Below are 24,738 nucleotides of genomic sequence, written 5' to 3'. Positions count from 1 at the left end.
AAAGGTCGATGACTTGACTCCAGAAGTCGGAGTGGTTGAATCGCCTCATGACCTCCGTCCCCATGGGCGCCCCGGGAGCCGGGGAACTCTTCCAGCACCTCAGGGACGGCGAACCGCGCACCAAGGCCGAGCTCGGCGAGCTGAGCTCCCTGGCCCGCTCTGCCATTGCCGCACGCCTGGAAGCCCTCGTCAGTACCGGGCTGCTGCGGCCCGTCGGCGAGGCGGCGTCAACTGGCGGGCGACCACCCACCCGCTTCGCCCTCGACGACACCGCCCACGCCGTCCTGGGGGTCGACCTCGGCGCCTCCCACGCCGCGGTCGCCGTGATCGACCTCGTCGGGAACGTGCGCCGCGAGGTCACCGTCGACTCCGACATCGCCGACGGCCCCGTCGACGTCCTCGACCGGGTCCTGGACCTGGCCGACACCCTGCTCACCGACCTCGGCCTGGAGTCCCGCGACGTCATGGGAGTGGGCATCGGGGTTCCCGGCCCGGTCGAGCACTCCACGGGCCGGCCCGTGCATCCGCCGATCATGCCGGGATGGCACGAGTTCGACGTCCCTGGACACCTGAACCAGCACTTCGACGGCCCTGTGCTCGTCGACAACGACGTCAACATCCTGGCCCGCGGCGAGCACGTCGGAGCGTGGGCCCACGAGGACCACCTGCTCTACGTCAAGGTCGCCACCGGCATCGGCGCAGGCATCATCTCCCACCGCCACCTCCTGCAGGGCGGCGTGGGCACCGCCGGCGACCTCGGCCACGTGCCCGTCGTCGAGGGCGAGACTGCCACCGTCTGCCGCTGCGGCAACGTCGGCTGCCTCGAGGCGGTGGCCGCCGGCCCCGCCGTGGCCGCTGTGCTGCGTGAGCGTGGGCTCGACGTCCACACCACCCAGGAGGTCGTGGCAGCGGTGCGCTCCGGGGACACCGACGCCGCACGGGCCGTCCGGGAGGCGGGTCGCACCATCGGCGGCGTGCTCGCGACGTGCGTCAACCTGCTCAACCCGTCGATCATCGTCATCGGAGGGACCCTGGCCGCCGCCGAGAACCTCGTCGCCGGCGCCCGGGAGGTCATCTTCCAGCGCTCGCTGCCGCTAGCCACCAGCAACCTGCGCATCGTCACCGCCACCGGGGACCGCGCCGCACTCGTGGGGGCCGGCGCGATGGTCCTGGAGCAGGTGCTCTCACCCAGCGCCGTCGATGCGATAGTCAGCCGCACCCTGCTGGAGAACGCCGGCTGACCTGCTGCACACGGCGCCGTTCACCCCGGGAGTCGGCGGCGCAGGCTGCGGGCCGCAGCCTCGGGATCGGCGGCGTCGGTGATCGCACGCACCACCACGACGCGCTCCGCACCGGCATCGAGCACAGGGCCGAGCCGCTCGTGGTCGATCCCCCCGATCGCGAACCACGGCGTCCGCGGTGCGGACTGCGCGACCTCCCGGATCGCCTCGAGGCCGACGGCGGCACGCCCCGCCTTGGTGGGCGTCTCCCACACCGGCCCGACGCAGAAGTAGCCGACGCACCTGTCGGCGTCCGCCTCGGCGGCCTGCGCGCCACCACGGCTGGAGCGGCCGATGACGACATCGGCACCAAGCAGCGAGCGGCTCACCGCAGACGGCAGGTCGTCCTGCCCGGTGTGAAAGAGGTCCGCACCGACGGCTGCCGCGAGGTCGGCGCGGTCGTTGACCGCGAACAGTGCACCGGTCTCGACACACAGGTCGCGCACCTGCTCGAGCAGCCGCAGCTCCTCCAGCGTCGTGAGGCTGCGGTCGCGCAGCTGCACCACGTCGACGCCGCCGGCCACCACCGACCGCACGAAGTCGGCGAGGTCGCCCTGCCCGCGGCGCGCATCGGTGCACAGGTACAGGCGGGCGTCAGCCAGCGCCGCGCCACCAGATCGTTCGCTCGCGCTCACAGTGTCGTCTCGTTCGCTCGCGCTCACAGTGTCGTCTCGTTCGCTCGCGCTCACAGGGCCAGGTCCAGTCCGACGCGGCCGTCCGGGGACGAGGAGGCCAACGCTCCGTCGCGCCGTGGGATGCGTCCCGCACCGCTCGCGAGGTGACCGGCCCGCACCGCCAGACGCATCGCGTGTGCCATCCGCTCGGGGTCGGCGGCGCGCGTCACGGCGGTCGCCAGCAGGACAGCGTCGCACCCCAGCTCCATCGCCAGCGCCGCGTCCGAGGCGGTGCCGATGCCCGCGTCCAGCACCACGGGCACATCGGCCGCCGCGACGATGGCCTCGATGTTGCGCGGGTTGAGGATCCCCAACCCCGATCCGATCGGGGCACCCAGTGGCATCACCGCGGCGCAGCCGACGTCCTCGAGCTTGCGGGCGAGGATCGGATCGTCGTTGGTGTAGGCCAGCACGACGAACCCGTCCGCCACCAGCTCCTCGGCCGCTCGCAACAGCTCCACCGAGTCCGGGAGCAGGGTGGTGTCGTCGGCGACGACCTCGAGCTTCACCCATGACGTGCCGCACGCCTCGCGCGCCAGCCGCGCGGTGAGCACCGCCTCGCGGGCCGTGAAGCAGCCTGCCGTGTTGGGCAGCGGCCGTATCCCGAGCCGCTCGAGGAGCGCCCAGACCGAACCCTCACCACCGGCCTGGACGCGCCGCATCGCGACCGTCGTCATCTGCGTCCCCGACGCCACCAGCGCCTGCTCCAGACCCAGCAGGCTCGGCGCACCGCCGGTGCCCATCACCAGGCGCGACCTGAAGGTCTGCCCGGCCACCTCCCACTGACTCCCTGTCAGGTCTGCTTCGGAGTACACCGCCGCCATGTTCGTCATCCTCCCGGTGTCGCGCTGACGATCTCGACCACGTCGCCGTCGCTCAGCTCCGTGCTCTCCCACGCCTGACGCGGCACGACCGCCTCACCCACGGCGACCGCGACGCCGCGTGGACGGCCGTCGTCCCCGACAGCGGCCGGGAGCACCCCGGCGACGAGCCGGGCGACCGTCGTCCCCACGGGCTCGTCCCGCTGCTCTCCATTGACGTGCAGGCTCATCGTGGCACTCATACCGTCTCCTTCACGGTGAAGCGTGTGGGGTCGGCAGCGGCCCACTGCGGGGTGAGCGGACGGCCGGCGTACAGGGCGTCGAGGGCCTGGGCCGTGGCGGCGGCCTGCAGCACACCGTGCCGGTGGTGCCCGGTGGCGAGCAGCAGGCCCGGGCGGGCCGTCGGGCCGAGCAGCGGCAGGTGATCGGGCGTGGCCGGGCGCAGACGCGCGGTCAGCTCCACGACGGGCGCCTCGTCCAGACCGGGCAGCAGGGCCCGGGCGTCCCGCAGCAGGGCGAAGACACCCCCGGCGGTGGCCACCGGATCGGCTCTCTCCTCCGACGTCGCGCCCACGACGATCTCGCCGTCTGCCCGTCCGACGACGTAGACGGGTCGGTGCTGCACGATCCCGCGGACGACGCGCTCCCCGCGCAGCCACGTCAGCCGTGACGCGTCGAGCCGGACGACCTGCCCCTTGACCGGGCGGACCGGGACCACGACGTCGGGCAGGTCGGCCACGAGTGAAGGGGTGGCGGCGCCCGCCGCCAGGACCACGAGGTCCGCCCGGTGCTCGGCGCCGGTGTCGTCCCGGGCACCCACGACCCGTCCGTCTCCAGCGACGATCAGGCTCTCCACTCCTCGACAGACGTGCCGTGCACCGCCGCCGGACACGAGGGCCCGGAGCGCCAGGAGCAGTCGACGCGGGTCCACCTGGTGGTCGTCGCCGGTCCACGTGGCTGCCGCGACGCGTGGACCGAGCAACGGTTCGGCATCGCGCGCCTCGGCAACGGTGAGCGTCCGCGCGGCGAGCCCGTGGGAACGTTGCAGGCCGGTGATCCGTGACAGCTCGCGGGCATCGTCGGCGTCGAAGGCGACGTGCAGGGCACCGGTGCGGGCGTGGGCGATGTCGAGGCCTGAGCCGGCCTCGACATCCGCGGCGAAGGCAGGCCAGGCGTGCGCCGAAGCCAGGTTGAGGGCCAGCACCGCGTCCTCGCCGAACTCGGTCTCGGTGACGGGCGCCAACATCCCGGCGGCCGCGTGCGTCGCGCCCGAGCCGATGTCGGGGTCGACGGTGGTGACCGACAACCCGGCCCGGGCGGCACGCCATGCGGCGACGAGGCCGACAATGCCCTGCCCGACGACGAGGACGTCGGATGCCTGCGGACGCATCGCTGCTCCCTTCGCCGGCATGACCCGGATCAGGTTCGACGGTCGGCGGTGGTGCCCTCTCAGCCCGTCGCTCTCCGCGGGCTCCCGTGCATCACCAAGCCTACTCCTGCGGCGCGTGCCGCCAACGGCTCACAGAGGTGCGGTCTCGACCCAGTACCGGTCCTCGCCCTCGTGGTTGCGACCGTCGGGAACGCCGCCGTGCCGGTGCACGACGCGCAGCGAGGCGACGTTGTCCGGCGCCACCGTGAGCAGCACCCGCTCCAGTCCGAGGTCCTTCGCCTTGACCAGGGCCTCACCGAGCATGCGGGTGGCATGCCCTTGGCGCTGCCACGGCTGCACCACGTGGTACCCGATGTGCCCGCCGCCCTCGTCCTCGGTCAGGCGGTGCCGCAGCACGAGTGAGCCGAGGTACATCTCTCCCGAGACGAACCAGAAAACCTCCGAGGGGACACCCCACCGTTCGACGATCCCCCGACGCTCCGCCACGTACTGCCCGAAGTCCTCGCTCGCGGCCGCAAGGGAGGAGGTGTCCGTGCCGCGGAGGAGCAAGTCGGCCTGCTCACCGACGAGGTAGGACGTGCGCACGGCAGTGGTGGGCTCCTGAAGATGCGGAGTCTCGGACAGGCGGATCATCTCCGCCACCGTAACCATTCAACCGAGCACGAGCATCGTCACCGGGACAGCTGCAAGGGTCAGGCCGCCGGCCACCACGGCGACGTCGAGCCTCGTCCACGGCGCCGGTTCCGCCCAGGTGCGCGTTGCCGCAGCGGCGAATCCGCGAGAATCGAGTGCCACGGAGCGCCGCGATGCCGAGCGCAGCGATGCGACCAGCAGCGCGAAAGCCATGGACCCCGCGTGCCGGACCCGGCCTGGGCGGCCCGCCCCGGCGGGCGTACCGGAGCGTCGAAGGACGCCCCGGCGACGCGGTCACCGCCACGACGGGACGCGGGGGCAGACGCAGGTTCTGGCCGAGGTGGTCGCCGAGCCGGGCGGGGTCGATGAGCACGGCCACCAGGGATCCCGGCCAGGCCAGCACGACGATACGCAGACCTGCTGTCGCAGCCACCACCTCGTCACGCCCCCCGAGACGCCACGTGGAGTAGGCGACGGTCAGTCCGGCGAACAGGGCGAAGGCCAGGCACAGCAGGACGTAGCGCCACGACGGCACGAGCAGGAAGGCGAGGACGGCGTACAGGCCGACGGTCACCAGAGCGATCGGCAAGGTTCGCACTGCGAGCGATGCGGGCACCGAGGCCACGCCCACCACGAGCAGCGCGAGCGGGTTCGCCCGCGTGAGCCAGGTCCTCATCGTCGGTCCCTTCCCTTTGTCGCCCGCGGCCACGCCCTCTGCTGCGCTGCGCGCTGGGAGGCACCCCCAGGCCCGGCACCCCCGCCAGCGCTCCCCTTCGCCGCCGGCGGTCCGGCAAGCCGCAGGACGTCGTCGGACAGCGCCACCAGGTCGGCGTCGTGGGTGGCGGTGACGACCAGCGCTCCCGCAGCGGCGGCCGACGTCGCCCATCCGGCGACGGCCGCCCAGGTGCTCCGGTCCTGCCCGACCGTGGGTTCGTCGAGCAGGACGGTGCCGGGGCGGTGGGCCAGTGCGGCAGCGAGCGCGAGCCGACGTTGCTCGCCGCCGGAGAGCCGGTACGGGTTGGCCTCGGCGAGCGCGGAGAGGCCGAGGTGCTCCAGCACCGCCTCGACGTCGACGTCCCGGCCAGCCTGCTGCGCCGTCAACGCCACCTCCTCGGCCACGGTGCCGGCCAGGATCCCCAGCTCCGGCTGTTGTGGGACCCAGCCGGAGTGGCGGGCCAAGTCGAGCGAGTCCAGCGCGTGCCGTCCACCGGCCTCACCGCGACTCGGCTCCTGCAGTCCGGCGAGCACGGAGACGAACGTCGACTTGCCGGCCCCGGACGGGCCGACGACCGCGTGCGTGCGGCCCGGGTGCAGGTCTGCCCGGAGCCCGTCGAGCGCGGTGGTGCTCACCGACCCCTGCAGGGATCGACGAACGAGCGTGACCCCCAGGTCGCGCACGAGCAGAGGCTCGGGTGCGAGGTCAGGCTGCACGAGCGACGCCGGAACTGGCTGGGGCTGCGGTGCAGGAAGTCCGGGCATCCAGACGCCGAGGTCACCCAGCTCGTCGCGCCACTGCTCCACGAACGTCACGGGGTCGGTGTCGGCGCGGATCTCTCCCCCATGCCCGAGCACGACCACCCGGTCGACGACGTCCAGCCAGGGGCCGATGCGGTGCTCCACGACGACGAGCGTCGTGCCGGCGCCCTCGAGCACGTCCAGGACACCGGCACGCACGGCTGCGGCGTTGGCGTCGTCGAGCATGGAGGTCGGCTCATCGAGCAGCATGAGGCCCGGCCGCATGGCGAGCGCGCCCGCGAGGGCCAGGCGCTGCAGCTCGCCACCCGAGAGCGCATCGGTGGGGTGGCGACGCCCGTGGGCGAGCCGGACGGCGGCGAGCGCGTCGTCGACCCGTCGCCAGATCTCCTGGCGCGGCAGACCGAGGTTCTCCGGCCCGAAGGCGACGTCGCGACCGATCCGTCCGGCGACGACCGCGTCGCCGGGGTTCTGGCCGACCAGCCCGACGAGGCCGCCAGTATCTTTCGCCGCCCTCCCCCAAGCACCCCGCTGCGCTCCGTGCAGGGAGGTGCCCCCAGGCCCGGCACCCCCGCCGACGACGGCATGGCCGGTCAGGTCCCCCGCAAAGGTCTCCCCCAACGCCCCGACGAGGGCGTGCAGGAGCGTCGACTTGCCGGAGCCGCTGGGCCCGGCGAGCAGCACACGTTCGCCAGGCTCGATCGTGAGGTCGAGGTCGGTGAAGACGGGCTCACGGCGGCCCAGCGGTCGCCAGCCGAACCCCTCGAACCGCGCCCCTACGGGCGCGACCGGCTCCGCGGACGACCCCGGAAAGGCTGTGGACACCGCTCAGCCTGAGGTGGCGTCGTGGACCTCACGTCCGGGTCCGAACGCGTCGAGCGCGCCGGTGGTGGCCAGCGAGCGCACGAGGGCCCAGCCGAGACCGCCCGCGACCACGGCACCGGAGAGGGCGAAGAGGACGCCGTAGACAAGCTGATACCCCAGGTCCCAGTCGGAGTAGTAGAAGAGTGCTTCGTAGACCGCGCCGAACACGCCGGCCAGCGCGCCGGCGAGGACCGCGACCGGCAGGGTCCACCGGCGGTAGGCGAAGGCCAGGAGCACGAGCTCGGCGCCGAGCCCCTGCACGACGCCGGAGAAGAAGACCGTGAAGCCCCACTCGGTGCCGCCGAGCACGAACATCGAGACGACGGCGGCGGTCAGCTCGGTGGCGAACGCGGCGCCTGCCTTGCGCACGATCAGACCGCCGACGACGCCGGCGATGAGCCATGGCCCGGCGAGCAGCCCTCCGGCGGGCGGATAGCCGACGACCGTTGCGAGGTCGATGACGCCGTAGAGCTTGCCCCAGGCCCAGAAGACGACGCCGAAGGCGACGCCGAGCGAGGCGATGGTGACGAGGTCGATCGTGCGGTAGCGACCCCTGGCTGATGTGGACTGTGTCGAAGAAGTGGGGGATGCAGAACTCATCGAGACTCCCTTCGCCGGTGCTAACCGGAGCAGGTTCAAGGGTCTGCGGCTTCTCCGCACTCTCAGCGCCCTCTGCGGGTGGCGCTCCCCTGTCGTGTAGGGCCAGCCTACCGTGCGAGACTCGACCACGTCGCGACCGTCCCGTGGTGGGGACGGATGGACCCGCATACCGTGGGGTTCCATGACCGTCTCGCAGGACCTGCTGCTCATCGCGCTCGACCCGGTGAAGGGCACGGTGCGCATCCCCTCCACCAAGTCCAATCCACTGCTCGGTGGAGCGGCACTCCTGGAGCTGGCGACACTCGGGCACGTCGCCTTCGAGGAGGAGAGGCGCAAGCCTCGCGTCGTCGTGGCCGATCACTCGCCCGCGTCCGACCCGGTGCTCGAGGCGGCGTTCGCGCGGATCCGACACAAGGGGCGTCAGACGCCGAAGTCCGCCGTGGCCCGGCTGGGCAAGAAGCAGCGCCGGGCCGTCCTGGCCTCGATGGAACGCGCGGGACTGGTCGATGACCGGGGGGAGACGTTCCTGGGGGTCAGGCTGGAGCGCTACGAGCTGCTGGATGCCGCCCACCGCGACGACCTGCTGACGCGCCTTCGCGCGATCCTGCTGCAGGGTCTACCCGCCGACGACACCACGGGCCCGCTCGTCGGGCTGCTGCTCGCCGGGGACCTGCTCGGCATCGTGGTGGAGCGGGCGGACAAGAAGCAGGCCAAGGCCCGGGCCAAGGCGGTTGCCGACGGCGACTGGGCGAGCGACGGTGTCCGCCAGGCCATCGCATCCGCTGAAGCCGCGATGGCGGCGGTCGTCATCGGCGCGGGGGCTGCCGGGGCGTCCGGCAGCTGACCGCTCAGATCAGTCGCGGTCGCATGCGCCGTGGCCCCTCACTGTCAAGGGCCGAGACGCCCGTGGCAGCATGCTGTTCGACACCGGTTCACGCAAGGGGACGAGATTCCATGAAGCGACAGGTCACAGCTGCGGCAGCCACCGTGGTCCTGGTGGCTGGCATGGCTGTCGGTGCTGCACCGGCACAGGCGGCCACCGGCAGCGTCACGGTCATCAACAACTGCGGCACCTCGATGTACATGGGGCTGGCGACAGCGAGCGGCTCGATGATCCACCACCCGCGCAAGTACGCCCACGGCGCTCGTTTCACCAAGAAGGTGACGGCCGGCCACAGCTACCGGGTCAAGACGACCAAGCGTGACTTCACGGTCACGGTCCCCAATATCGGCGGCAAGAGCGGCGGCGTCCTCGCCAAGGTCTGTTGACAGCGATGTCGTGTGCCGAGGTCGGCACGTCCCGTTCTTGACGCTCCAGCGAGCAGCAGCTCGACCGTGTCCTGAGCCCCCTGGGGCCGTGGGTGACAATGGCGCCATGTCATCCGTGCGCACGCCCGACCCGAACCCCGGCTGGCTCTCCGACATCGCGTTGGACGAGACGCGCTCGCGGGTGCCGATCCTCTACGTCGAGGGCATCCCCGTCCGCGTCGACGCCACCGGCCGTGTCGAGCACGTCGGCCTGCTGCTGCGGGGCTCTGCCACGACGGGCGCGATGAACCGCACCTTCGTCTCCGGTCGCGTCATGCACGGGGAGTCGGTGCGCGACGCCCTGCTGCGCAACCTGGAGAAGGACCTCGGCCCGACGGCCTTTCCGCAGCTGCCGACGACCATCGTGCCGTTCACGGTCGCGGAGTACTTCCCGCTGCCAGGCGTCACCCCGCTGCACGACCCTCGCCAGCACGCCGTGGCCCTCGTGCACGTGGTGCCCGTGACCGGCGACTGCGCTCCCCGCCAGGACGCACTCGAGCTGACCTGGCTCACGCCCGAGGACGCGGCGTCGCCGGAGATGCTCGCCGAGCTCGAGGGCGGACGCGGCTCCCTGCTCAAGCAGGCGCTCGCCCACGTCGGTGCCCTGCCGTGACCCGCGACCTCGTGGTGCGGGAGGCCACGGACACCGACCTGTCGCGGATCCTCGAGCTCACCCGTCAGGACTCGATGCACTACTTCGACGAGCCCGAGACCGTGACCGCCGGCCAGCGGGCCGCGTTCGCCGAGATCACCGCCGACCCGAACCAGGACCTGCTCGTGGGCGAGGTCGACGGACGTGTGGTCGCGACCTGTCAGCTCACCTGGATGCGGATGCTGGCCGCCGATGGCGGCCTGTACTGCCAGGTGGAGGCGGTGCGCACGGAGGCGTCCCTGCGCGGTCGGGGCATCGGCGCCGCCCTGATGGCGCACGTCGAGGCCGAGGCGCGACGCCGTGGCGTGGCCCGGATGCAGCTCACGTCCAACTCCGAGCGGGCCGACGCCCACCGCTTCTACCAACGTCTCGGCTACCTGGCGAGCCACGTGGGGATGAAGAAGTACCTGTAGGGGCAACCGGTCGACGGCGCATCCCGGCACAGGAGCAGGATGGGACGGTGCGTACGACCTCACCGAACCGTTGGCTCATGCTGGCCGTCGGCATGGTCGGCCAGGCAGCGGGCACGGTCTTCGTCAACGCGGCACCGTTCCTCATCCCGTACCTGCACCTGCAGGAAGGCGTCCCGCTCGCGCAGGCGGGTGCGCTGGCGTCAGCACCCCTGCTGGGCACGACGCTCTCCCTCGTCCTGTGGGGCGTGGTGGTCGACCGTGTCGGTGAGCGCGCGACCCTGACGCTGGGCCTGGGCATCGTGTCGCTGGCTGCCGTCGGCGCCGCCTTCACCACCTCCTACGTCGCGCTCGCCGTGGCGTTCTTCCTGGGTGGCCTGGGGGTGGCGAGCACGAACTCCGCGAGCGGCCGGCTCGTCGTCGGGTGGTTCCCACCGAGGCGACGTGGCACCGCGATGGGCATCCGGCAGACCGCGCTCCCCCTGGGCGTGGGTATCGCGGCCCTGCTGGTCCCCACACTCATCGAACGGACCGACCTTCGGACGACGATGCTGGTGGTGGCGGCCGGCTGCATCGGCGCGACGCTCGCCTGCGCACTGCTGGTCGTCGACCCACCGCGGGCGGGCCGCACCGAGGCGGCGGGGCTCGGCCAGCTCGACAACCCCTACCGCGCCGTCCATGACCCTTCACGACGCCTGCTGCGCATCCACGTCGCCTCGGCGCTGCTCGTCGTTCCGCAGTTCACGGTCTGGGTGTACATGCTCATCTGGCTCGTGGACGCCAAGGACTGGTCGACCGCGGCGGCTGGCGCTCTCGTCGCCGCCACCCAGCTGCTGGGCGCCGCCGGGCGCATCGGCGCCGGCTGGTGGTCGGACCGCGTCGGCAGCCGCATGCGGCCCATGCGCACTATTGCCGTGGCGGCCGCGGTGACGATGCTCGCACTCGCACTCCTGGAGGGGACGGCGCTGGGCATCACGCTCATGGTGGTCGCCACCGTCGTCACCGTGGCCGACAACGGCCTCGCGTTCACGGCCGTCGCGGAGACCGGCGGCCCGTACTGGTCCGGCAAGGCGCTCGGGGTGCAGAACACCGGTCAGTACCTCGTCAGCGCCGGGGTTCCGCCACTGGTCGGCGTCGTCATCGCCCAGCAGGGCTACAGCGCGGCGTTCGCCGCCGCCGCGGTCCTCCCACTGCTCGCCGTCCCTCTCATCCCGGTGGCGCGCCGTGCCGCCGCAGCGTCCTCGTGACACGCTCTCCTTGCACCACCCCGTGACCACGACTACTGCTGTAACTCATGGTTACGGTGCAGGGTGACACTGAACTCCTTTGGCTTGCCTTAGTGCGCAGGATGCAGGTCGGGGGGTTAATGTCAGCCCAACTGTCACGGTCATCGCCGAAGGATTGAGGCCCCCATGCAGCTCGTCGCGATCATCGTCTCGCTGGCGATCACAGCCGTCACCATCCCGGTGACGGCAATCGCCGTCCGCAAGATGGTCAGGACCATCCGTGCCGGAGGGCCTGCCCCAGGCCGCGCGGACGAGCCCGTGGCTCGCACGGTGAACATGCTCAAGGAGACCTTCCTCCACACGCGCATGCTGCAGTGGACCTGGGTCGGCGCCCTGCACTGGTTCGCCTATGCGGCGTTCCTGCTGCTCAGCACGGCGATCGCGCAGGCGTTCTTCCAGCTGTTCAACCCCGAGTTCGTGTGGCCGCTCATCGGGCACTTCTTCCTCTACGAGTGGGCCGCCGAAGCCCTCGGCCTGCTCGGCTCCCTGGCGATCATCCCGCTGATCATCTACCGCCAGGTGAAGCACCCGCGTCGCATCGAGCGCCAGAGCCGCTTCTTCGGATCGCGGATGGGCCAGGCGTACTTCGTCGAGGTGATGGTGCTGCTGGAGAGCTCGGCCATCCTGTTCATCCGCGGCGCCGAGTACAACCTCCTGCTGGCCCACGGTGGCGAGAAGGCCGAGTACGCGACGGCGTTCCACTTCCCGATCGCGCAGTACTTCGGAGCCCTGTACCCGACGGGTCCTGAGTCCATCGGCACGCTGGAGAACATCATCTTCTTCATCGCGATGATCAAGATCGCGTCGGCGATGCTCTGGCTGCTGGTCATCGCGACCCACCTGACGATGGGCGTCGCATGGCACCGCTTCACCGCGTGGCCCAACATCTGGTTCAAGCGCAACGCCGACGGCAGCACCGCCCTCGGCGGCCTGGAGCCCATCCGCATCCGTGGCAAGGCCCTGGACATGGAGGCCATGGAGGAGCTCGAGGAGGAGGACTTCGAGAAGCTCGGCGTGGGCAAGGTCGAGGACTTCTCCTGGAAGGGCATCCTCGACTTCACCACCTGCACCGAGTGTGGCCGTTGCCAGAGCCAGTGCCCGGCGTGGAACACCGAGAAGCCGCTCAGTCCCAAGCTGCTCGTGATGGGCCTGCGTGAGCACGCCTACGCCAAGGCACCCCTGCTCGACGCCGACCCCGAGACCCTGACCGAGGAGCAGAAGGCCGAGCTCGAGCGCCCCCTCATCGGCGACGAGGACCTGTTCGGCGTCATCGACCCCGACGTCCTGTGGTCGTGCACCAACTGCGGCGCCTGCGTCCAGCAGTGCCCCGTCGACATCGAGCACGTCGACCACATCGACGACATGCGCCGCTTCCAGGTGCTCGTGGAGTCCAACTTCCCCACCGAGCTCAACAACATCTTCAAGGGCCTGGAACGCAAGGGGAACCCCTGGGGCATGAACCCCAAGCAGCGCATGGACTGGGCCAAGGACCTCGACTTCGAGGTCAAGCAGGTCGGTGTGGACGTGGAGGACCTCGACGAGGTCGACTGGCTCTTCTGGGTCGGCTGCGCCGGCGCCTTCGAGGACCGCGCCAAGAAGACCACCCAGGCCGTCGCCGAGCTGCTGAACACCGCGGGCGTCGACTTCGCCGTCCTCGGCGACGGCGAGACGTGCACGGGGGATCCGGCACGCCGCGCCGGCAACGAGATCGTCTTCATGCAGCTGGCCATGGAGAACGCCGAGGTGCTCAAGGAGACCAAGGCCAAGAAGGTCGTCTCCACGTGCGCCCACTGCTTCAACACCCTGAAGAACGAGTACGCGGAGTTCGGCGTCGAGCTGGAGGTCGTGCACCACACGCAGCTCCTGAACCGGCTGGTGCGGGAGAAGAAGCTGACGCCGGTCGCGCCCTCCACGAACGGGACCGCCGATCCCGCGGGGAACAAGACGATCACGTACCACGACCCGTGCTTCCTGGGCCGGCACAACCAGGTCTACGAGGCACCGCGTGAGCTGCTGAACGTCATCCCCGGAGCGACCTTCGCGGAGATGCCACGCAACTCCGAGCAGTCCTTCTGCTGCGGCGCCGGCGGCGCCCGCATGTGGATGGAGGAGACGCTGGGCTCGCGCATCAACGTCAACCGCACCCAGGAGGCCGTGGCCACCGGCGCCGAGCAGATCGCGGTCGGCTGCCCGTTCTGCCGCGTCATGCTGTCCGACGGGCTCACCGCCCAGCAGGCCGCGGGCGAGGCCGGCGAGGAGGTCGAGGTGCTCGACGTCGCGCAGATGCTCCTGGCCTCGGTCAAGCGTGCACCCGAGCCAGCTCCGCAGGGCGTCGTGGCGCAGGCCGAGCAGGCCACCGGCACGGCTGCGAGCACCCAGGCCGAGCCCGATGCTGCCGACCAGGCCGATCCCGGCTCGATCACCGACACCGCTGACGCCGCCCCGGCGGCCGATGCCCACCAGGCGCCTCAGGAGACCGCGGTCGAGGCCGACACCGAGGTCAAGGACGATCCCAGCCCGTCCTCGACGGAGGCCGACCAGGAGGTCGCGGCCGAGCACAACATCGCCGTGGACCACGCCGGCACCGCCGAGGGCGAGACCGGCGAGGTTCCGCCCTCCACCGATGCCGACGAGGCCGACGCTGCCGACGAGGACAAGCCCTCCGGCTGACCGTCACAGGGCGACGTGGCACGTCGCCGGGCCACGGAGTGGTCTCGAGGCGTGACGCACGCGATGGATGCTCGTTGAACTGGTGCACACGTACCAGTTCAGGGAGCTCGCATGCGCCGTCCGTTCACGATCCTTCTCGCCACCGTGGCCTGCGCGACAGCGCTCATCGCCAGCCCCGCGGCCGGCGACCAGACCCACACGGTCACCCCGCTGTGGTTCACGGTGACGGTCGGACCCGACGACGAGCAGACCTGCGACATCGTGGGCGACCTCTACCTGCCAGCGGGCGCCACGGCCGACGACCCGGTGCCCGCCCTGCTGACCACCAACGGGTTCGGCGGATCCAAGGACGACCAGGCCGGCATCGGACGCCGGTTCGCCGAGCAGGGCTACGCGGTCCTGAGCTACTCCGGCCTGGGCTTCGGGGGTTCGGGCTGCAAGATCACGCTCGACGACCCTGACGTCGACGGCAAGGCCGCGAGCCAGCTGGTCAGCTACCTCGGCGGCCAGGAAGGGATCGCCTTCACCGACGCCGCCCGCACGCAGCCCGCCCCGGTGCTCGACGTGATCGTGAAGGACGCGGTCGACAACGACGGGGCGCCCTCGACCCATGACCCTCGGGTCGGGATGGTCGGCGGCTCCTACGGCGGGCAGGTGCAGTACGCGGCGGCCTCCATCGACCCGCGCATCGACACCATCGTCCCGCTCATCACGTGGCACGACCTGTCCTACTCGTTGTCACCCAACAACACCTCCCAGACGCGTGCAGGCGAGGTCAGCACCACCACTCCCGGTGCAGCCAAGCTGGTGTGGGCCCTCGGCTTCGCCGGGCTCGGCGTGGCGACCGGCCTCGTCGACGCGCCTGCGGACCCGTCGCGGCTGGTCGGGTGCCCCAACTTCGCGGAGTTCGTGTGCCCGGCACTCATCAACGCCGGCGCTACCGGGACCGTCGACCCGGCGGCGACCAAGCACCTGCGCCAGCGGTCGGTGGCCTCCTACGCCGAGGACGTGCGCGTGCCGACCCTCATCATGCAGGGCCAGTCGGACACGCTGTTCAACCTCAACGAGGGGATCGCGACCTTCGAGGCACTGCAGCGGGGCGGCACCGAGGTCTCCATGGTCTGGATCAACGGTGGCCACTCCGGACCCATGGCGCCCGGCGAGCTGGAGCTCGACGACCCGGACCCGCAGACCCAGCACCTCGCCCAACGGACGCTGGACTGGTTCGACCACCACCTCAAGGGCGAGGCGGACAAGGACCCCGGGCCGGTGTTCTCCTATCTTCCGCGACTGGGTGCCGTACACCGGCCCCGCGACGCCGGCCTACGCCGACTTCTCCAGCTTCCGCCCGGGGACCCCGACGACGTACCACCTCTCCGGGCGGGACCTCGTCACCTCACCGGAGGACGTCGCGGCCGGCAAGCAGCAGTTCCTCACCCCGGTCGCCGGCATCCCGACCTCCAGCGACCCGCTCGACGTCCTCGGATCGGCCCTGCCCCTGCCGGAGGTCGACCTGCCCGGGACGGCAGCAACCTGGACCACCGAGGCGCTCACCGAGAACGTCGACGTCGTCGGCAGCCCGACGCTGGACCTGCGCGTCACGGCGCCGTCGGCCGCGGGGACGCAGCTGCTCGACGTCGGCAAGCTGGTGCTGTTCGTGAAGGTGCAGGACGTCGACCCTGACGGTAAGGCCAGCGTGGTCCGTGACCTGGTGGCACCCGTGCGGGTCCCGGACGCGGGCCAGCCGTTCACCGTGACGCTGCCGGCCATCGTCCACCGCTTCGCGGAGGGTCACTCCATCCGGCTCGTCGTGGCCGGCGGCTCGACCAACTATCGCGGTGGCCTCGTTCCCGCCCAGGTCGCGATCCCCACCGGTTCCTCGGACCAGGCACTCACCCTCCCCGTCGTCCCCTGACCGCTCCCGAGGGCCGCACAGCAGCAGCCGGCGGACCAGGACGGTCAGGTGCTGCCCTCAACCACAGCCACCCTGCCCGAGCTCCTGGAGCCCGGCGAGGTCACCTGGGCCCCACTCGAAGCGCCCGCCCGTCGGGTACATGAGCTCGCCGCGGTCGTCCACGTGGTCCAGTCCCACGAGGTGAGCCAGCTCGTGCAGCACCGTGGCACGAGTCTGCTCCTCGCCCAGGGCGGCCAGCTGGGGTCCGTCGAGCAGGACCTGTCCGGTGATGTAGCGGCGCTGTCCGTCCTCCTCGAGCCAGGCGCTCCCGCCCAGGCCGGCCACACCTCCGGCCAGCTCGTCGACCTCGTCGGGGTCGGTCCACGCCACCAGGACGGGCTGCCAGGCGTCACCGTCGCGCTCGGGCTCCCAGTCGGTGGTCGGAACCTGTGACGTCTCGCCCTCCAGCCGGAAGGTCAGGCCGGACAGCTCCGAGACCTCCCGGAGTGCGGAGTCCACCACGGCGAGGGCGTCGCCAGGTCCGGTGCGGGTGTTGACCACCACGTCGATCGGCTCGCACGGGTCGTAGGTGACAGGCTCGTCGGAGTCCGGTTGGGTGCTGAGGAAGGCGTACTGCCCGCCGTCGGGGGCAGTGTGCACGTCGGAGGGGTCCGCGACCGACGACGGATCCCACGTGACGACGACGCCGGTGCTCTCCGGATCGAGCACGATCTTGGCCATCAGCCCGCCGAGGAGCACCACGAAGACACTGACCGCCACCGTGGCCCGGCGCTTCGCACGCCGGGCCGCCACGTCGTTCGTCACCTCCCCAGTGTGCCGGTGCTGCTGTCTGCGGCCCACGGCCCGGCACGCCGCCGGGATCCCGGCACACCGGGGACTCACGAACGAGCGTCAGGCGTCGCGACTCCTCAGCAGCGCCCACGCGATCAGCACGAGCACTCCCGCCTGGGCGACGAACACCCCGAAGCCCGGCCACGCGTCCAGCAGTGTCGGGTTGAAGGCCACGGGGGTCGCGATGACCGACCCCGCGTTGCCCGGCATCAGCTTGGTGATCCACTCACCGGCACTGCCGGGGATGAGCATCGTCATGTTGCCGACCACGAACACGAGTGCCAGCACGAGGCTGATGGCCGCGGCAGTGTGCCGGACCAGGAAGGCCACGGCGGCCGAGAACAGGCCCAGCCCCGCCATGAAGAGCCCGCTTCCGTACATGGACCGCGCCACGTCACCCTCGAGCGCCAGGCCGACCCCCTCACGATCGAGGAAGTAGTTGCCACCGACGTAGCCGAGCAGCGCGGTCACCGTGCCGGCGACGAACAGCACCGCCATCAGCACGACGGCCTTGGCGGCCAGCACGCGCCCACGGGAGGGCACGGCAGCGAACGTCGAACGGATCATCCCCGTGCCATACTCGGTCGTGACGGCGAGGGCACCGAGGACCACTGCCGTCAGCTGGGCGACCATCATCCCCCAGGTGATGAAGGAACCCGGCGACTCATCGGCCTCCGCGCTGGCCAGCCACTCGGCGTTGAAGGCACACACCACGGTGGTGAGCCCGGCTCCGAGGACGACCATCGCGAACAGGCTCCACCAGGTGGAGCGGACGGAGGTGAGCTTGATCCACTCGGCCCGCATCGCCGAGCCGAACCCGGGGCGTCGCCCCGAGACAGCGGTCTTCTCCAGCGAAGGGGAGCGCTCGCTCATGCCGCCACCTCCTCGCGGTCTCCGGCGGCGTACTCGACGCTGTCGGCGGTGAGCTCCATGAAGGCGTCCTCGAGCGAGGAGCGCACGAGGGTCAGCTCGTGCAGCAGCACCCCGCGGCGGCCGAGCAGCTCGCCCACGAAGGCGGGGTCGCTGCCAGGCAGGCGCAGCTCGGAGCCGGTCTCGCCGTCATGACGCATGGCTTCGAGGCCGACGTCCAGCAGGACGTCGCGAGCAGCACCGAGGTCAGCAGTCTTGACCCGGACGTAGGACGCCGCGTGGTCGGCCATGAACGATGCCATCGAGCAGTCGGCCAGGATCCGGCCGCGCCCGATCACGATCAGGTGGTCGGCCATGAGCGCCATCTCCGACATCAGGTGGCTGGAGACGAACACCGTGCGTCCCTCGTCGGCCAGCTGACGCGCGAGGTGACGCACCCAGCGGATGCCCTCCGGGTCGAGCCCGTTCACCGGCTCGTCGAGCACCACGACCCCAGGATCCCCGAGCAGCGCTGCGGCGATGCCGAGCCGCTGCCCCATACCGAGCGAGAACCGGCCGGCGCGCTGGGCCCCGACGGCGTCCAGGCCGACGAGCTCCAGGACCTCACCGACACGAGTGGTCGCGATGCCGTTGCTGGCCGCGAGCCAGCGCAGGTGCTGGCGGGCAGAACGGCCGGGGTGCACGGCGTGCGCCTCGAGCAACGCGCCGATCTCACGCAGCGGAGCGCTCGAGCGAGCGTAGGCGTGCCCGTTGACCGTCACGCTGCCACTGGTCGGGGCGTCGAGCCCCAGGATCATCCGCATCGTCGTGGACTTGCCGGCGCCGTTCGGGCCGAGAAATCCGGTCACCCGTCCGGGCTCGACGGTGAAGTCGATGCCGTCGACGGCTGTCTTGGCGCCGTAGCGCTTGGTGAGTCCCTGGGCGTGGATCATCGTGTCCACCGGCCCCGGCGTGGTGCTGAAGTCATGGCTCCAGCCTCGGACGACAGCATCTTGCACCGCATCGGGGAACGGCCCTGAGCGACCCCTGAGTCATCCCTGAGCCGTCGCCGGGGCAGGCCCGGACGGGGTTTCAGCTCGGCCGTGCGCCTCGCAGGACGACGCACCGCTCGGCCGCCGCTCGGCCGGACTCCAGGGCCTCGGTCGGCGAGGCTCCCGGTACCCAGGCGCCGAGGAACCCGGCGGCGAACGCATCGCCGGCACCGGTGGTGTCCACGACGTCGACCCGAGGTGCCGTCACCTGCTCGCGCACGGCGGCACTGACGTAGGCCGCGCCCATTCGGCCCAACGTCACCACCACGTGCGGAACCCGCTCAGCGAGGGCGTCGAGGTCGACGTGCGGGCCTCGGGCGTCGACGAGCACCCGGGCCTCCTCGAGGTTCGGCAGGACCAGGTCGACCCCGTCGATCCACTCCAGGAACGCCGCTCCGCCACAGGTCCGCAGGAAGGAGACCGTGCTGGGGTCGACGCTCACGCCGGCCCCGCGCTGCTTGGCCTGCTCGACGACCATGCGGGCGACGGGTCGCGTCGCCGGGTCGAAGTAGCTGTAGCCCGTCAGGTGCACCCAGCCGACGTCGTCCCAGGCCTGCTCGGGGACGTCCGCGGCGGTCAGTGCGGTGTTGGCACCGCGGTCCACGAACATGGTGCGCTCGCCGGAGTCGTCGATGTGCAGCAGGATCGTGGCGGTCGGCAGGTCGGGATCGGCGGCCAGGTGCGCACGTACCCCGTGTGCGGCAAGCGCCTTCTCGTGCCGGTTCACGGCGTCGGCCCCGACCCGGCCCACGAAGGTCACCTCGGTGCCGAGGTGGCCGAGCCACGCGGCGACGTTGGCTGCAGAACCGCCGGGGCGCAGGCGGATCTCCGCGTTCGTGTCGCTCGCCTCCGTGGTGGCCTCGAGCGAGCGGACGCTGATGTCGTCGACGACGTCGCCGAGGACGAGGACCCGCGTCACTGCCTCGCCCAGGCGTGGGCGATGTCCGCGCCCACGCTGATGTTGTTCTCCGCGATCTTGAGGTTGACCGCCAGGCTCTCGCCCCCGGTCAGCTCGACGATCGTGCTGAGCAGGAACGGCGTGACGTCCTTGCCCTCGACCTGCTTCTCCTCAGCCCGCCGCAGGGCTTCGGACAACGCTCGGTCATGGACGTCGGGATCGAGCTGCTCCTCGATGGGCAGCGGGTTGGCGACGAGGATCGCCTCGCACATCTCCAGCTGCTCGCGTGACTCCATGACGGCGGCGACGGCTGGCGCGTCCGGCACCGACCAGTCCAGTGGCTGTCCGGAGGACGTCAGCCAGAAGCCGGGGAACTCGTCGGTGCCGTAGCCGAGGACGATGACGCCGAGGCTCTCGAGGCGCTCGAGGGTGGCGGGGATGTCCAGGATCGACTTGACCCCGGCCGAGACGACAGTGATCGGGACCTTGGACAGGACGGTGAGATCCGCGGACTCATCGAAGGTCTGGTGGGCGCCGCGGTGCACGCCACCGAGCCCGCCGGTGGCGAAGACGCGGATCCCGGCCTGGTCGGCGATGAACGACGTCGAGGCGACGGTGGTGGCACCACTGCCGCTGCGGCCGAGCGTCACCGGGAGGTCGCGGACGCTGAGCTTGGGCAGCTCCTCGGTGGCGACGCGCTCGAGCTCGTCGTCACTCAGTCCGGCCTTGAGCCGGCCGTCGAGGACGGCGATCGTCGCCGGGACGACGTCGCGCTCGCGGAGGATCTGCTCGAAGCGGCGTGCCGCGCCGAGGGCCTCGGACTTGGGCAGCCCGTGGGAGATGATGGTCGACTCCAGCGCGACGACGGGGGTTCCTGAGGAGAGTGCGTCGGCGACCTCGGGGCTGACCGTGAGTGGGGCATCGCTCAGGGTGCTCATGGCACTCAGATGCTGGTCTGGTGGAACTTGGCGTGTGAGCGGGAGGCCGTCGGCCCGCGCTGGCCCTGGTACCGGGAGCCGTACTTCTGCGAGCCGTACGGATGGTCGGCCGGCGAGCTGAGCCGGAAGAAGCACAGCTGGCCGATCTTCATGCCGGGGTAGAGCTTGATCGGCAGCGTGGCGACGTTGGCGAGCTCGAGGGTGACGTGGCCGGAGAAGCCGGGGTCGATGAACCCGGCCGTGGAGTGCGTCAGCAGGCCGAGGCGTCCGAGCGACGACTTGCCCTCGAGCCTGGCGGCGACGTCGTCGGGCAGGGTGACGGTCTCGTACGTCGAGCCGAGCACGAACTCGCCCGGGTGCAGCACGAACGTCTCGTCGCCGCTGACCTCGACCGGTCTGGTGAGGTCGGACTGGTCGGCGGCCGGGTCGATGTGCGGGTACTTGTGGTTGTCGAAGATCCGGAAGAACTTGTCCAGCCGGACGTCGATGCTGGAGGGCTGGATCATGCCCCGCTCGAGTGGGTCGAGCTGGACCCTTCCGGCGTCGAGCTCGGCGAGGATGTCACGGTCGGAGAGGAGCACGGTCAAACCCTAGGACACGGTGAGGGGCGAGTGGTGTGACCCCGGCAACGGCCCGTCCTCGGCCGGTTCGGTGATGGCGTTACAGTGGTGGCCACCACGCCGGTGTAGCTCAATGGCAGAGCGCCAGCTTCCCAAGCTGGACACGCGGGTTCGATTCCCGTCATCGGCTCTACACGCCGAAGGCGTCTGCCCCGGTGACGGGAATCGAGTGGGCCCCACCAGCCCCGCGCGAAGCGCGCACCGAGGGATCCCGTCATCGGCTCTACACGCCGAAGGCGTCTGCCCCGGTGACGGGAATCGAGTGGGCCCCACCAGCCCCGCGCGAAGCGCGCACCGAGGGATCCCGTCATCGGCTCCGAGCGCAGCGAGGCCAACCTCGCTCACAGCAGGAAGCGGAACAGTGGGCTCTCGCTGTCGATCTTCTCGATCTTCGGTGGCGCCTCCTCCATGCGGGCCAGCAAGCCCCCGAGGTCGTCGGCTCGGGCGAGCTCGATGCCGACGAGCGCCGGCCCGACCTCACGGTTGCTGCGCTTGACGTACTCGAACAGCGAGATGTCGTCGTCTGGGCCCAGCACCTCGTCGAGGAACTGGCGCAAGGCACCGGGCTCCTGCGGGAAGTCGACGAGGAAGTAGTGCTTGCGACCCTCGTGCACGAGCGCCCGTTCGACCACCTCGGCGTACCGGCTCACATCGTTGTTGCCGCCGGACAGCACGCACACGACGTCCTGGCCCGGCTCGACGACGACCGTTCCACGAGCGAGCGCAGCCGCGGCCAACGCGCCCGCGGGCTCGGCGATGATCCCGTCGGACTGGTACAGCGCGAGCATCTCGCGGCACACCGACCCCTCGGGCTCGGCGACCAGCTCCGGACGGCCCTCGATCACGACGGCGGTCGTGTGATCACCCGCCCGACGCACCGATGCACCGTCGACGAAGGTGTCGATCGCCTCCAGTGTCACGGGACCTCCGGCCGCGAGTGCGGCAGCCACGTTGGCCGACCCGGCCGGCTCCACACCGACGATGCGTGTCTGCGGGTGGTGCGTGCGCAGCCACGCGACCGTGCCGGCCAGTAGCCCACCGCCCCCGACCGGCAGCACCACGACGTCGGGCGCCCTGCCCAGCTGCTGCATGACCTCACGGACGACAGTCCCCTGCCCGGCGATGATCCGCGGATCGTCGAACGCGGGGACGAGCGTCGCGCCGCTGGACGCCGCGTCGTCGAGGGCCGCGCCGAAGACCTCGTCGTACGTCGCCCCACCGAGGACGGCCTCGACCCACTCGCCACCGATCGCAGCGATCCGCTCACGCTTCTGCCGCTGGGTCCCGCTGGGCAGATGGATGCGGCCCCGGATGCCCAGTGTCGCGCACGCGTACGCGACGCCCTGCGCATGGTTGCCTGCGCTGGCCGTGACGACCCCGGCGGCACGCTGCGCGTCATCGAGCTGGGAGATGAAGTTGTAGGCACCCCGCATCTTGTACGACCGCACCGGCTGCAGGTCCTCGCGCTTGAGCCAGACCTGCGCACCGGTCAGGTCCGAGAGCCGTGGATGACGTTCCAGAGGCGTCGACGCGACGATGCCGTGCAGGCGCTCGGCGGCCTGCTCGATCGCTGTCGCGACATCAGTGAGGTTGCTCGTCATGACTCCTGCTCGTGCTCGATGTGACGTCCGACCGCCCATCATCGTCCGTCGCGTCCGACCCGCTTCCGGCGGACCGCGATCCGGACGCCGCGACGGGACAGGACGGCCGAAACCTGCCGGGGCTGACCGGGTGGTGTCAGACGATGTCCCGCTCCGGCCGCACCGGCGTCATCTCACACAGGCCTGCCCACCCGTCTACCCGCAGGCCTGCGCGCAGCACCGACCACTGGCACGCTGGGTCCATGCCCGACGACGCTGGTGCCGTCTCCTTCAGCTACTCCAACCTCAGTGGCCGGCCTCCGGGGCGTCTGGTCTCCCTGCTGGCCCGGTTCCTGTCGGGGGTGCGGGAGGTGCAGGAGCACGTCGAGCCCTACGCACGAGCGTGGGAGGAACGCAACGCCGAGAACGTGCGCCGGGTGGCGGCCGGCGCACGGTGGTGGGCCGTGCTGGGCGACTCGATGTCGCAGGGCATCGGCGCCAGCGCACCAGACCGCGGCTGGGTGGGCCAGCTCCAGGACGACGTCCCACTGCCCAGAGTGAACTTCTCCTTCAACGGCGCCCGCATCGTCGACGTGCTGGATCGTCAGCTCCCGGCCCTGGAGGACCTCGCGGTCGCCTGTCGCAACAAGCCCGCGCTGGTGACGCTGATGATCGGCAGCAACGACATGAACAGTCGCCGTGGGCGAGGTGAGATCTCCACCGCCATGGCCGACCTGCTGCACCGGGTCCCACGCGGCACGCTCGTGACCACCCAGCCAGGCGCCCAGGGCGCTGCGCTCATGGTCAACCACGCGATCGACGACGCGGCTGCGGCGGGACGGATCCGCATCGCGGAGTTCCGGGTGCCCGACATGCGCACCTGGAAGGGGCGGTTGGCCGCGGACCGCTTCCACCCCAACGACGCAGGGTATGCGGCGATGGCCGACATCGTGCGGCACGCCCTGCGGGCACCCGCCGTGTGATGATGAGCTGATGAGCTTCGCAGCGTGGATCGCCATCGGTATCGGCGTGGGTGCCGCCCTCTCGATCGTGTTCGCGGATCCCACCATCACCGGCTTCGGTGCGGCGTTCGGCATCATGGCCGGCATCCTCTGGGGACGTCGCGGTGCACCCCAGGACGAGACCGACGACTCCTGACGCCACCGGCCCGGGCGCAGCGGTAGCGTGCGGACCATGTCCCTCGTCCTGCTCGAGTCCGACGGCCCTGTCCGCACCATCACCCTGAACGCGCCGGAGCGTCGCAACGCGCTCGACTGGCCGTTGCTCGATGAGCTGCGAGCCGCCATCGGGTCCGTCGCCGACGACACCGAGGCTCGCGCGCTCGTGGTCCGCGGCGAGGGCAAGGCGTTCTGCGCAGGAGCCAACCTGGAGAACCTGTTCGGTGACCGCACCCGTCCGGTCCCCGAGCTCCGCGAGCACCTCATGAAGGTCTACGGCTCGTTCCTCGGTCTGCGCGACCTCACCATCGCGACCGTCGCTGCCGTGCAGGGGCCGGCGGTGGGCGCGGGGCTCAACATCGCCCTGGCGTGCGACGTCATCGTGGCCGGACCTCGCGCCGGCTTCGGGCCGACGTTCTCCCAGATCGGCCTGCACCCCGGGGGCGGCTGCACCTGGATGCTGACCCAGCGGATCGGGGCCGCCAACACCGCGGCCGCGCTCTACGCGGGCGACATCATCGGTGGCGAGGAGGCGCTGCGGCTGGGGATCGCGCAGGAGCTCGTCGAGGACCCGGGGGCACGGGCCCGCGAGCTCGCCACCGGCTACGCCGAGCGCAACCCGGCGCTCATGGCCGACATCAAGCAGTCGGTCGCCATCGCCTCGCAGACCGACCTGGCCACCTCCCTGGACTTCGAGGCCACGGCCCAGGCCAAGTCGCTGTCCAGTCCCGAGTTCGAGGCCTTCGCCGCGCGCTTCGCCAAGAGCTGAGCGATCGGGAGCTGCCCGGTCAAGGGCCGACGGATTACGCTCAGAGC

At 71.1% G+C, this 24,738-nt stretch carries 26 protein-coding genes, 1 tRNA gene, 1 pseudogene and 2 riboswitches; of the genes and pseudogenes, 13 read left to right on the top strand and 15 right to left on the bottom strand.

What is annotated here, in order from left to right; genetic code table 11:
• Nucleotides 1-47 precede the first annotated feature (47 nt).
• The gene (locus tag ACEVFP_RS01840) at nt 48-1,241 is read left to right on the top strand and encodes an ROK family protein (RefSeq protein WP_375001643.1); all 1,194 of its coding nucleotides are present in this window, start codon (nt 48-50) and stop codon (nt 1,239-1,241) included.
• A gap of 20 nt (nt 1,242-1,261) precedes the next feature.
• On the opposite strand, the gene thiE is transcribed toward ACEVFP_RS01840, so the two are convergent.
• The 8 genes from thiE to ACEVFP_RS01800 form a co-directional block, all read right to left on the bottom strand.
• Nucleotides 1,262-1,915 (bottom strand): thiamine phosphate synthase, encoded by a 654-nt coding sequence (gene thiE, locus ACEVFP_RS01835; RefSeq protein WP_375001642.1) that lies wholly within the window; start codon nt 1,913-1,915, stop codon nt 1,262-1,264.
• Nucleotides 1,916-1,965: 50 nt separating this feature from the next.
• Nucleotides 1,966-2,778, bottom strand: coding sequence for a thiazole synthase (locus ACEVFP_RS01830; protein WP_375003744.1), 813 nt, complete (start codon nt 2,776-2,778; stop codon nt 1,966-1,968).
• Nucleotides 2,779-2,783: 5 nt separating this feature from the next.
• Nucleotides 2,784-3,017, bottom strand: a complete 234-nt coding sequence (thiS, locus tag ACEVFP_RS01825) for a sulfur carrier protein ThiS (RefSeq protein WP_375001641.1) — start codon at nt 3,015-3,017, stop codon at nt 2,784-2,786.
• The gene (gene thiO / locus ACEVFP_RS01820; RefSeq protein ID WP_375001640.1) at nt 3,014-4,165 is read right to left on the bottom strand and encodes a glycine oxidase ThiO; all 1,152 of its coding nucleotides are present in this window, start codon (nt 4,163-4,165) and stop codon (nt 3,014-3,016) included. Before thiO ends, thiS begins: the two co-directional genes overlap by 4 nt.
• A riboswitch (TPP riboswitch) is annotated at nt 4,155-4,263 on the bottom strand. It overlaps the preceding gene by 11 nt.
• 31 nt (nt 4,264-4,294) lie before the next feature.
• A complete protein-coding gene (locus ACEVFP_RS01815; protein WP_375001639.1) occupies nt 4,295-4,798 on the bottom strand; it encodes a GNAT family N-acetyltransferase in 504 nt (167 codons plus the stop codon).
• Entirely contained in the window at nt 4,725-5,474 is a 750-nt protein-coding gene (locus ACEVFP_RS01810) for a hypothetical protein (RefSeq protein ID WP_375001638.1), read from the bottom strand. Before ACEVFP_RS01810 ends, ACEVFP_RS01815 begins: the two co-directional genes overlap by 74 nt.
• On the bottom strand, nt 5,471-7,096 hold the full coding sequence (locus ACEVFP_RS01805; protein WP_375001637.1) for an ATP-binding cassette domain-containing protein: 1,626 nt from the start codon (nt 7,094-7,096) through the stop codon (nt 5,471-5,473). Before ACEVFP_RS01805 ends, ACEVFP_RS01810 begins: the two co-directional genes overlap by 4 nt.
• Before the next feature lie 3 nt (nt 7,097-7,099).
• Nucleotides 7,100-7,735, bottom strand: a complete 636-nt coding sequence (locus ACEVFP_RS01800; RefSeq protein WP_375001636.1) for an ECF transporter S component — start codon at nt 7,733-7,735, stop codon at nt 7,100-7,102.
• A riboswitch (TPP riboswitch) is annotated at nt 7,725-7,836 on the bottom strand. Its footprint overlaps the gene before it by 11 nt.
• Nucleotides 7,837-7,916: 80 nt before the next feature.
• On the opposite strand from ACEVFP_RS01800, the gene ACEVFP_RS01795 reads away from it, so the two are divergent.
• The 8 genes and pseudogenes from ACEVFP_RS01795 (at nt 7,917) to ACEVFP_RS01760 (ending at nt 15,976) form a co-directional block, all read left to right on the top strand.
• Entirely contained in the window at nt 7,917-8,579 is a 663-nt protein-coding gene (locus tag ACEVFP_RS01795; protein ID WP_375001635.1) for a GPP34 family phosphoprotein, read from the top strand.
• Nucleotides 8,580-8,689: 110 nt separating this feature from the next.
• Entirely contained in the window at nt 8,690-9,004 is a 315-nt protein-coding gene (locus ACEVFP_RS01790; RefSeq protein WP_375001634.1) for a hypothetical protein, read from the top strand.
• A gap of 106 nt (nt 9,005-9,110) precedes the next feature.
• The gene (locus ACEVFP_RS01785) at nt 9,111-9,656 is read left to right on the top strand and encodes an NUDIX hydrolase family protein (RefSeq protein ID WP_375001633.1); all 546 of its coding nucleotides are present in this window, start codon (nt 9,111-9,113) and stop codon (nt 9,654-9,656) included.
• Entirely contained in the window at nt 9,653-10,108 is a 456-nt protein-coding gene (locus tag ACEVFP_RS01780) for a GNAT family N-acetyltransferase (RefSeq protein WP_375001632.1), read from the top strand. The genes ACEVFP_RS01785 and ACEVFP_RS01780 overlap by 4 nt, the downstream gene beginning before the upstream one ends.
• Nucleotides 10,109-10,155: 47 nt before the next feature.
• Nucleotides 10,156-11,352 (top strand): MFS transporter, encoded by a 1,197-nt coding sequence (locus ACEVFP_RS01775; protein WP_375001631.1) that lies wholly within the window; start codon nt 10,156-10,158, stop codon nt 11,350-11,352.
• Between the two features lie 165 nt (nt 11,353-11,517).
• Entirely contained in the window at nt 11,518-14,061 is a 2,544-nt protein-coding gene (locus tag ACEVFP_RS01770) for a heterodisulfide reductase-related iron-sulfur binding cluster (protein ID WP_375001630.1), read from the top strand.
• Nucleotides 14,062-14,172: 111 nt separating this feature from the next.
• Nucleotides 14,173-15,144 (top strand): annotated as a pseudogene (locus ACEVFP_RS01765) (CocE/NonD family hydrolase); the annotation flags it as partial.
• Nucleotides 15,145-15,193: 49 nt separating this feature from the next.
• The gene (locus ACEVFP_RS01760) at nt 15,194-15,976 is read left to right on the top strand and encodes a CocE/NonD family hydrolase C-terminal non-catalytic domain-containing protein (protein ID WP_375003743.1); all 783 of its coding nucleotides are present in this window, start codon (nt 15,194-15,196) and stop codon (nt 15,974-15,976) included.
• Between the two features lie 57 nt (nt 15,977-16,033).
• Here ACEVFP_RS01760 and ACEVFP_RS01755 read toward each other — a convergent pair whose 3' ends face one another.
• From ACEVFP_RS01755 to dcd, 6 genes are all read right to left on the bottom strand, one after another.
• Nucleotides 16,034-16,780, bottom strand: a complete 747-nt coding sequence (locus ACEVFP_RS01755; RefSeq protein WP_375001629.1) for a hypothetical protein — start codon at nt 16,778-16,780, stop codon at nt 16,034-16,036.
• Nucleotides 16,781-16,867: 87 nt separating this feature from the next.
• On the bottom strand, nt 16,868-17,680 hold the full coding sequence (locus ACEVFP_RS01750; protein WP_375001628.1) for an ABC transporter permease: 813 nt from the start codon (nt 17,678-17,680) through the stop codon (nt 16,868-16,870).
• Complete coding sequence (locus ACEVFP_RS01745) at nt 17,677-18,609, bottom strand: ABC transporter ATP-binding protein (protein ID WP_375001627.1); 933 nt, start codon at nt 18,607-18,609, stop codon at nt 17,677-17,679. Before ACEVFP_RS01745 ends, ACEVFP_RS01750 begins: the two co-directional genes overlap by 4 nt.
• Before the next feature lie 139 nt (nt 18,610-18,748).
• Nucleotides 18,749-19,627 carry a carbohydrate kinase family protein gene (locus ACEVFP_RS01740; RefSeq protein WP_375001626.1) on the bottom strand — a complete coding sequence of 293 codons (879 nt, stop codon included), beginning with the start codon at nt 19,625-19,627 and terminating at the stop codon, nt 18,749-18,751.
• Nucleotides 19,624-20,544 carry a pseudouridine-5'-phosphate glycosidase gene (locus ACEVFP_RS01735; RefSeq protein ID WP_375001625.1) on the bottom strand — a complete coding sequence of 307 codons (921 nt, stop codon included), beginning with the start codon at nt 20,542-20,544 and terminating at the stop codon, nt 19,624-19,626. The genes ACEVFP_RS01740 and ACEVFP_RS01735 overlap by 4 nt, the downstream gene beginning before the upstream one ends.
• A 5-nt stretch (nt 20,545-20,549) precedes the next feature.
• Nucleotides 20,550-21,125, bottom strand: coding sequence for a dCTP deaminase (gene dcd / locus ACEVFP_RS01730; protein ID WP_375001624.1), 576 nt, complete (start codon nt 21,123-21,125; stop codon nt 20,550-20,552).
• 98 nt (nt 21,126-21,223) lie between these two features.
• Between dcd and ACEVFP_RS01725 the strand changes: the two genes are divergently transcribed.
• Nucleotides 21,224-21,294 (top strand) — tRNA-Gly (locus ACEVFP_RS01725).
• A 211-nt stretch (nt 21,295-21,505) separates the two neighbouring features.
• Here the strand turns inward: ACEVFP_RS01725 and ilvA are convergent.
• Entirely contained in the window at nt 21,506-22,765 is a 1,260-nt protein-coding gene (gene ilvA / locus ACEVFP_RS01720; protein ID WP_375001623.1) for a threonine ammonia-lyase IlvA, read from the bottom strand.
• A 242-nt stretch (nt 22,766-23,007) separates the two neighbouring features.
• Here ilvA and ACEVFP_RS01715 point away from each other — a divergent pair, with 242 nt between their 5' ends.
• From ACEVFP_RS01715 to ACEVFP_RS01705, 3 genes are read left to right on the top strand one after another with little or no spacing between them, the layout of a single operon-like run.
• Nucleotides 23,008-23,727 carry an SGNH/GDSL hydrolase family protein gene (locus tag ACEVFP_RS01715; protein ID WP_375001622.1) on the top strand — a complete coding sequence of 240 codons (720 nt, stop codon included), beginning with the start codon at nt 23,008-23,010 and terminating at the stop codon, nt 23,725-23,727.
• 10 nt (nt 23,728-23,737) lie between these two features.
• Nucleotides 23,738-23,902 carry a hypothetical protein gene (locus tag ACEVFP_RS01710; RefSeq protein ID WP_375001621.1) on the top strand — a complete coding sequence of 55 codons (165 nt, stop codon included), beginning with the start codon at nt 23,738-23,740 and terminating at the stop codon, nt 23,900-23,902.
• 36 nt (nt 23,903-23,938) lie between these two features.
• On the top strand, nt 23,939-24,691 hold the full coding sequence (locus ACEVFP_RS01705) for an enoyl-CoA hydratase (RefSeq protein WP_375001620.1): 753 nt from the start codon (nt 23,939-23,941) through the stop codon (nt 24,689-24,691).
• Nucleotides 24,692-24,738 lie beyond the last annotated feature (47 nt).

Source organism: Aeromicrobium sp. CTD01-1L150, assembly GCF_041951745.1.
In the GTDB taxonomy this organism is placed as follows: domain Bacteria; phylum Actinomycetota; class Actinomycetes; order Propionibacteriales; family Nocardioidaceae; genus Aeromicrobium.
The sequence above is the reverse complement of the archived record's forward strand: the minus strand, read 5'-3'. Positions and strand labels throughout refer to the sequence as shown.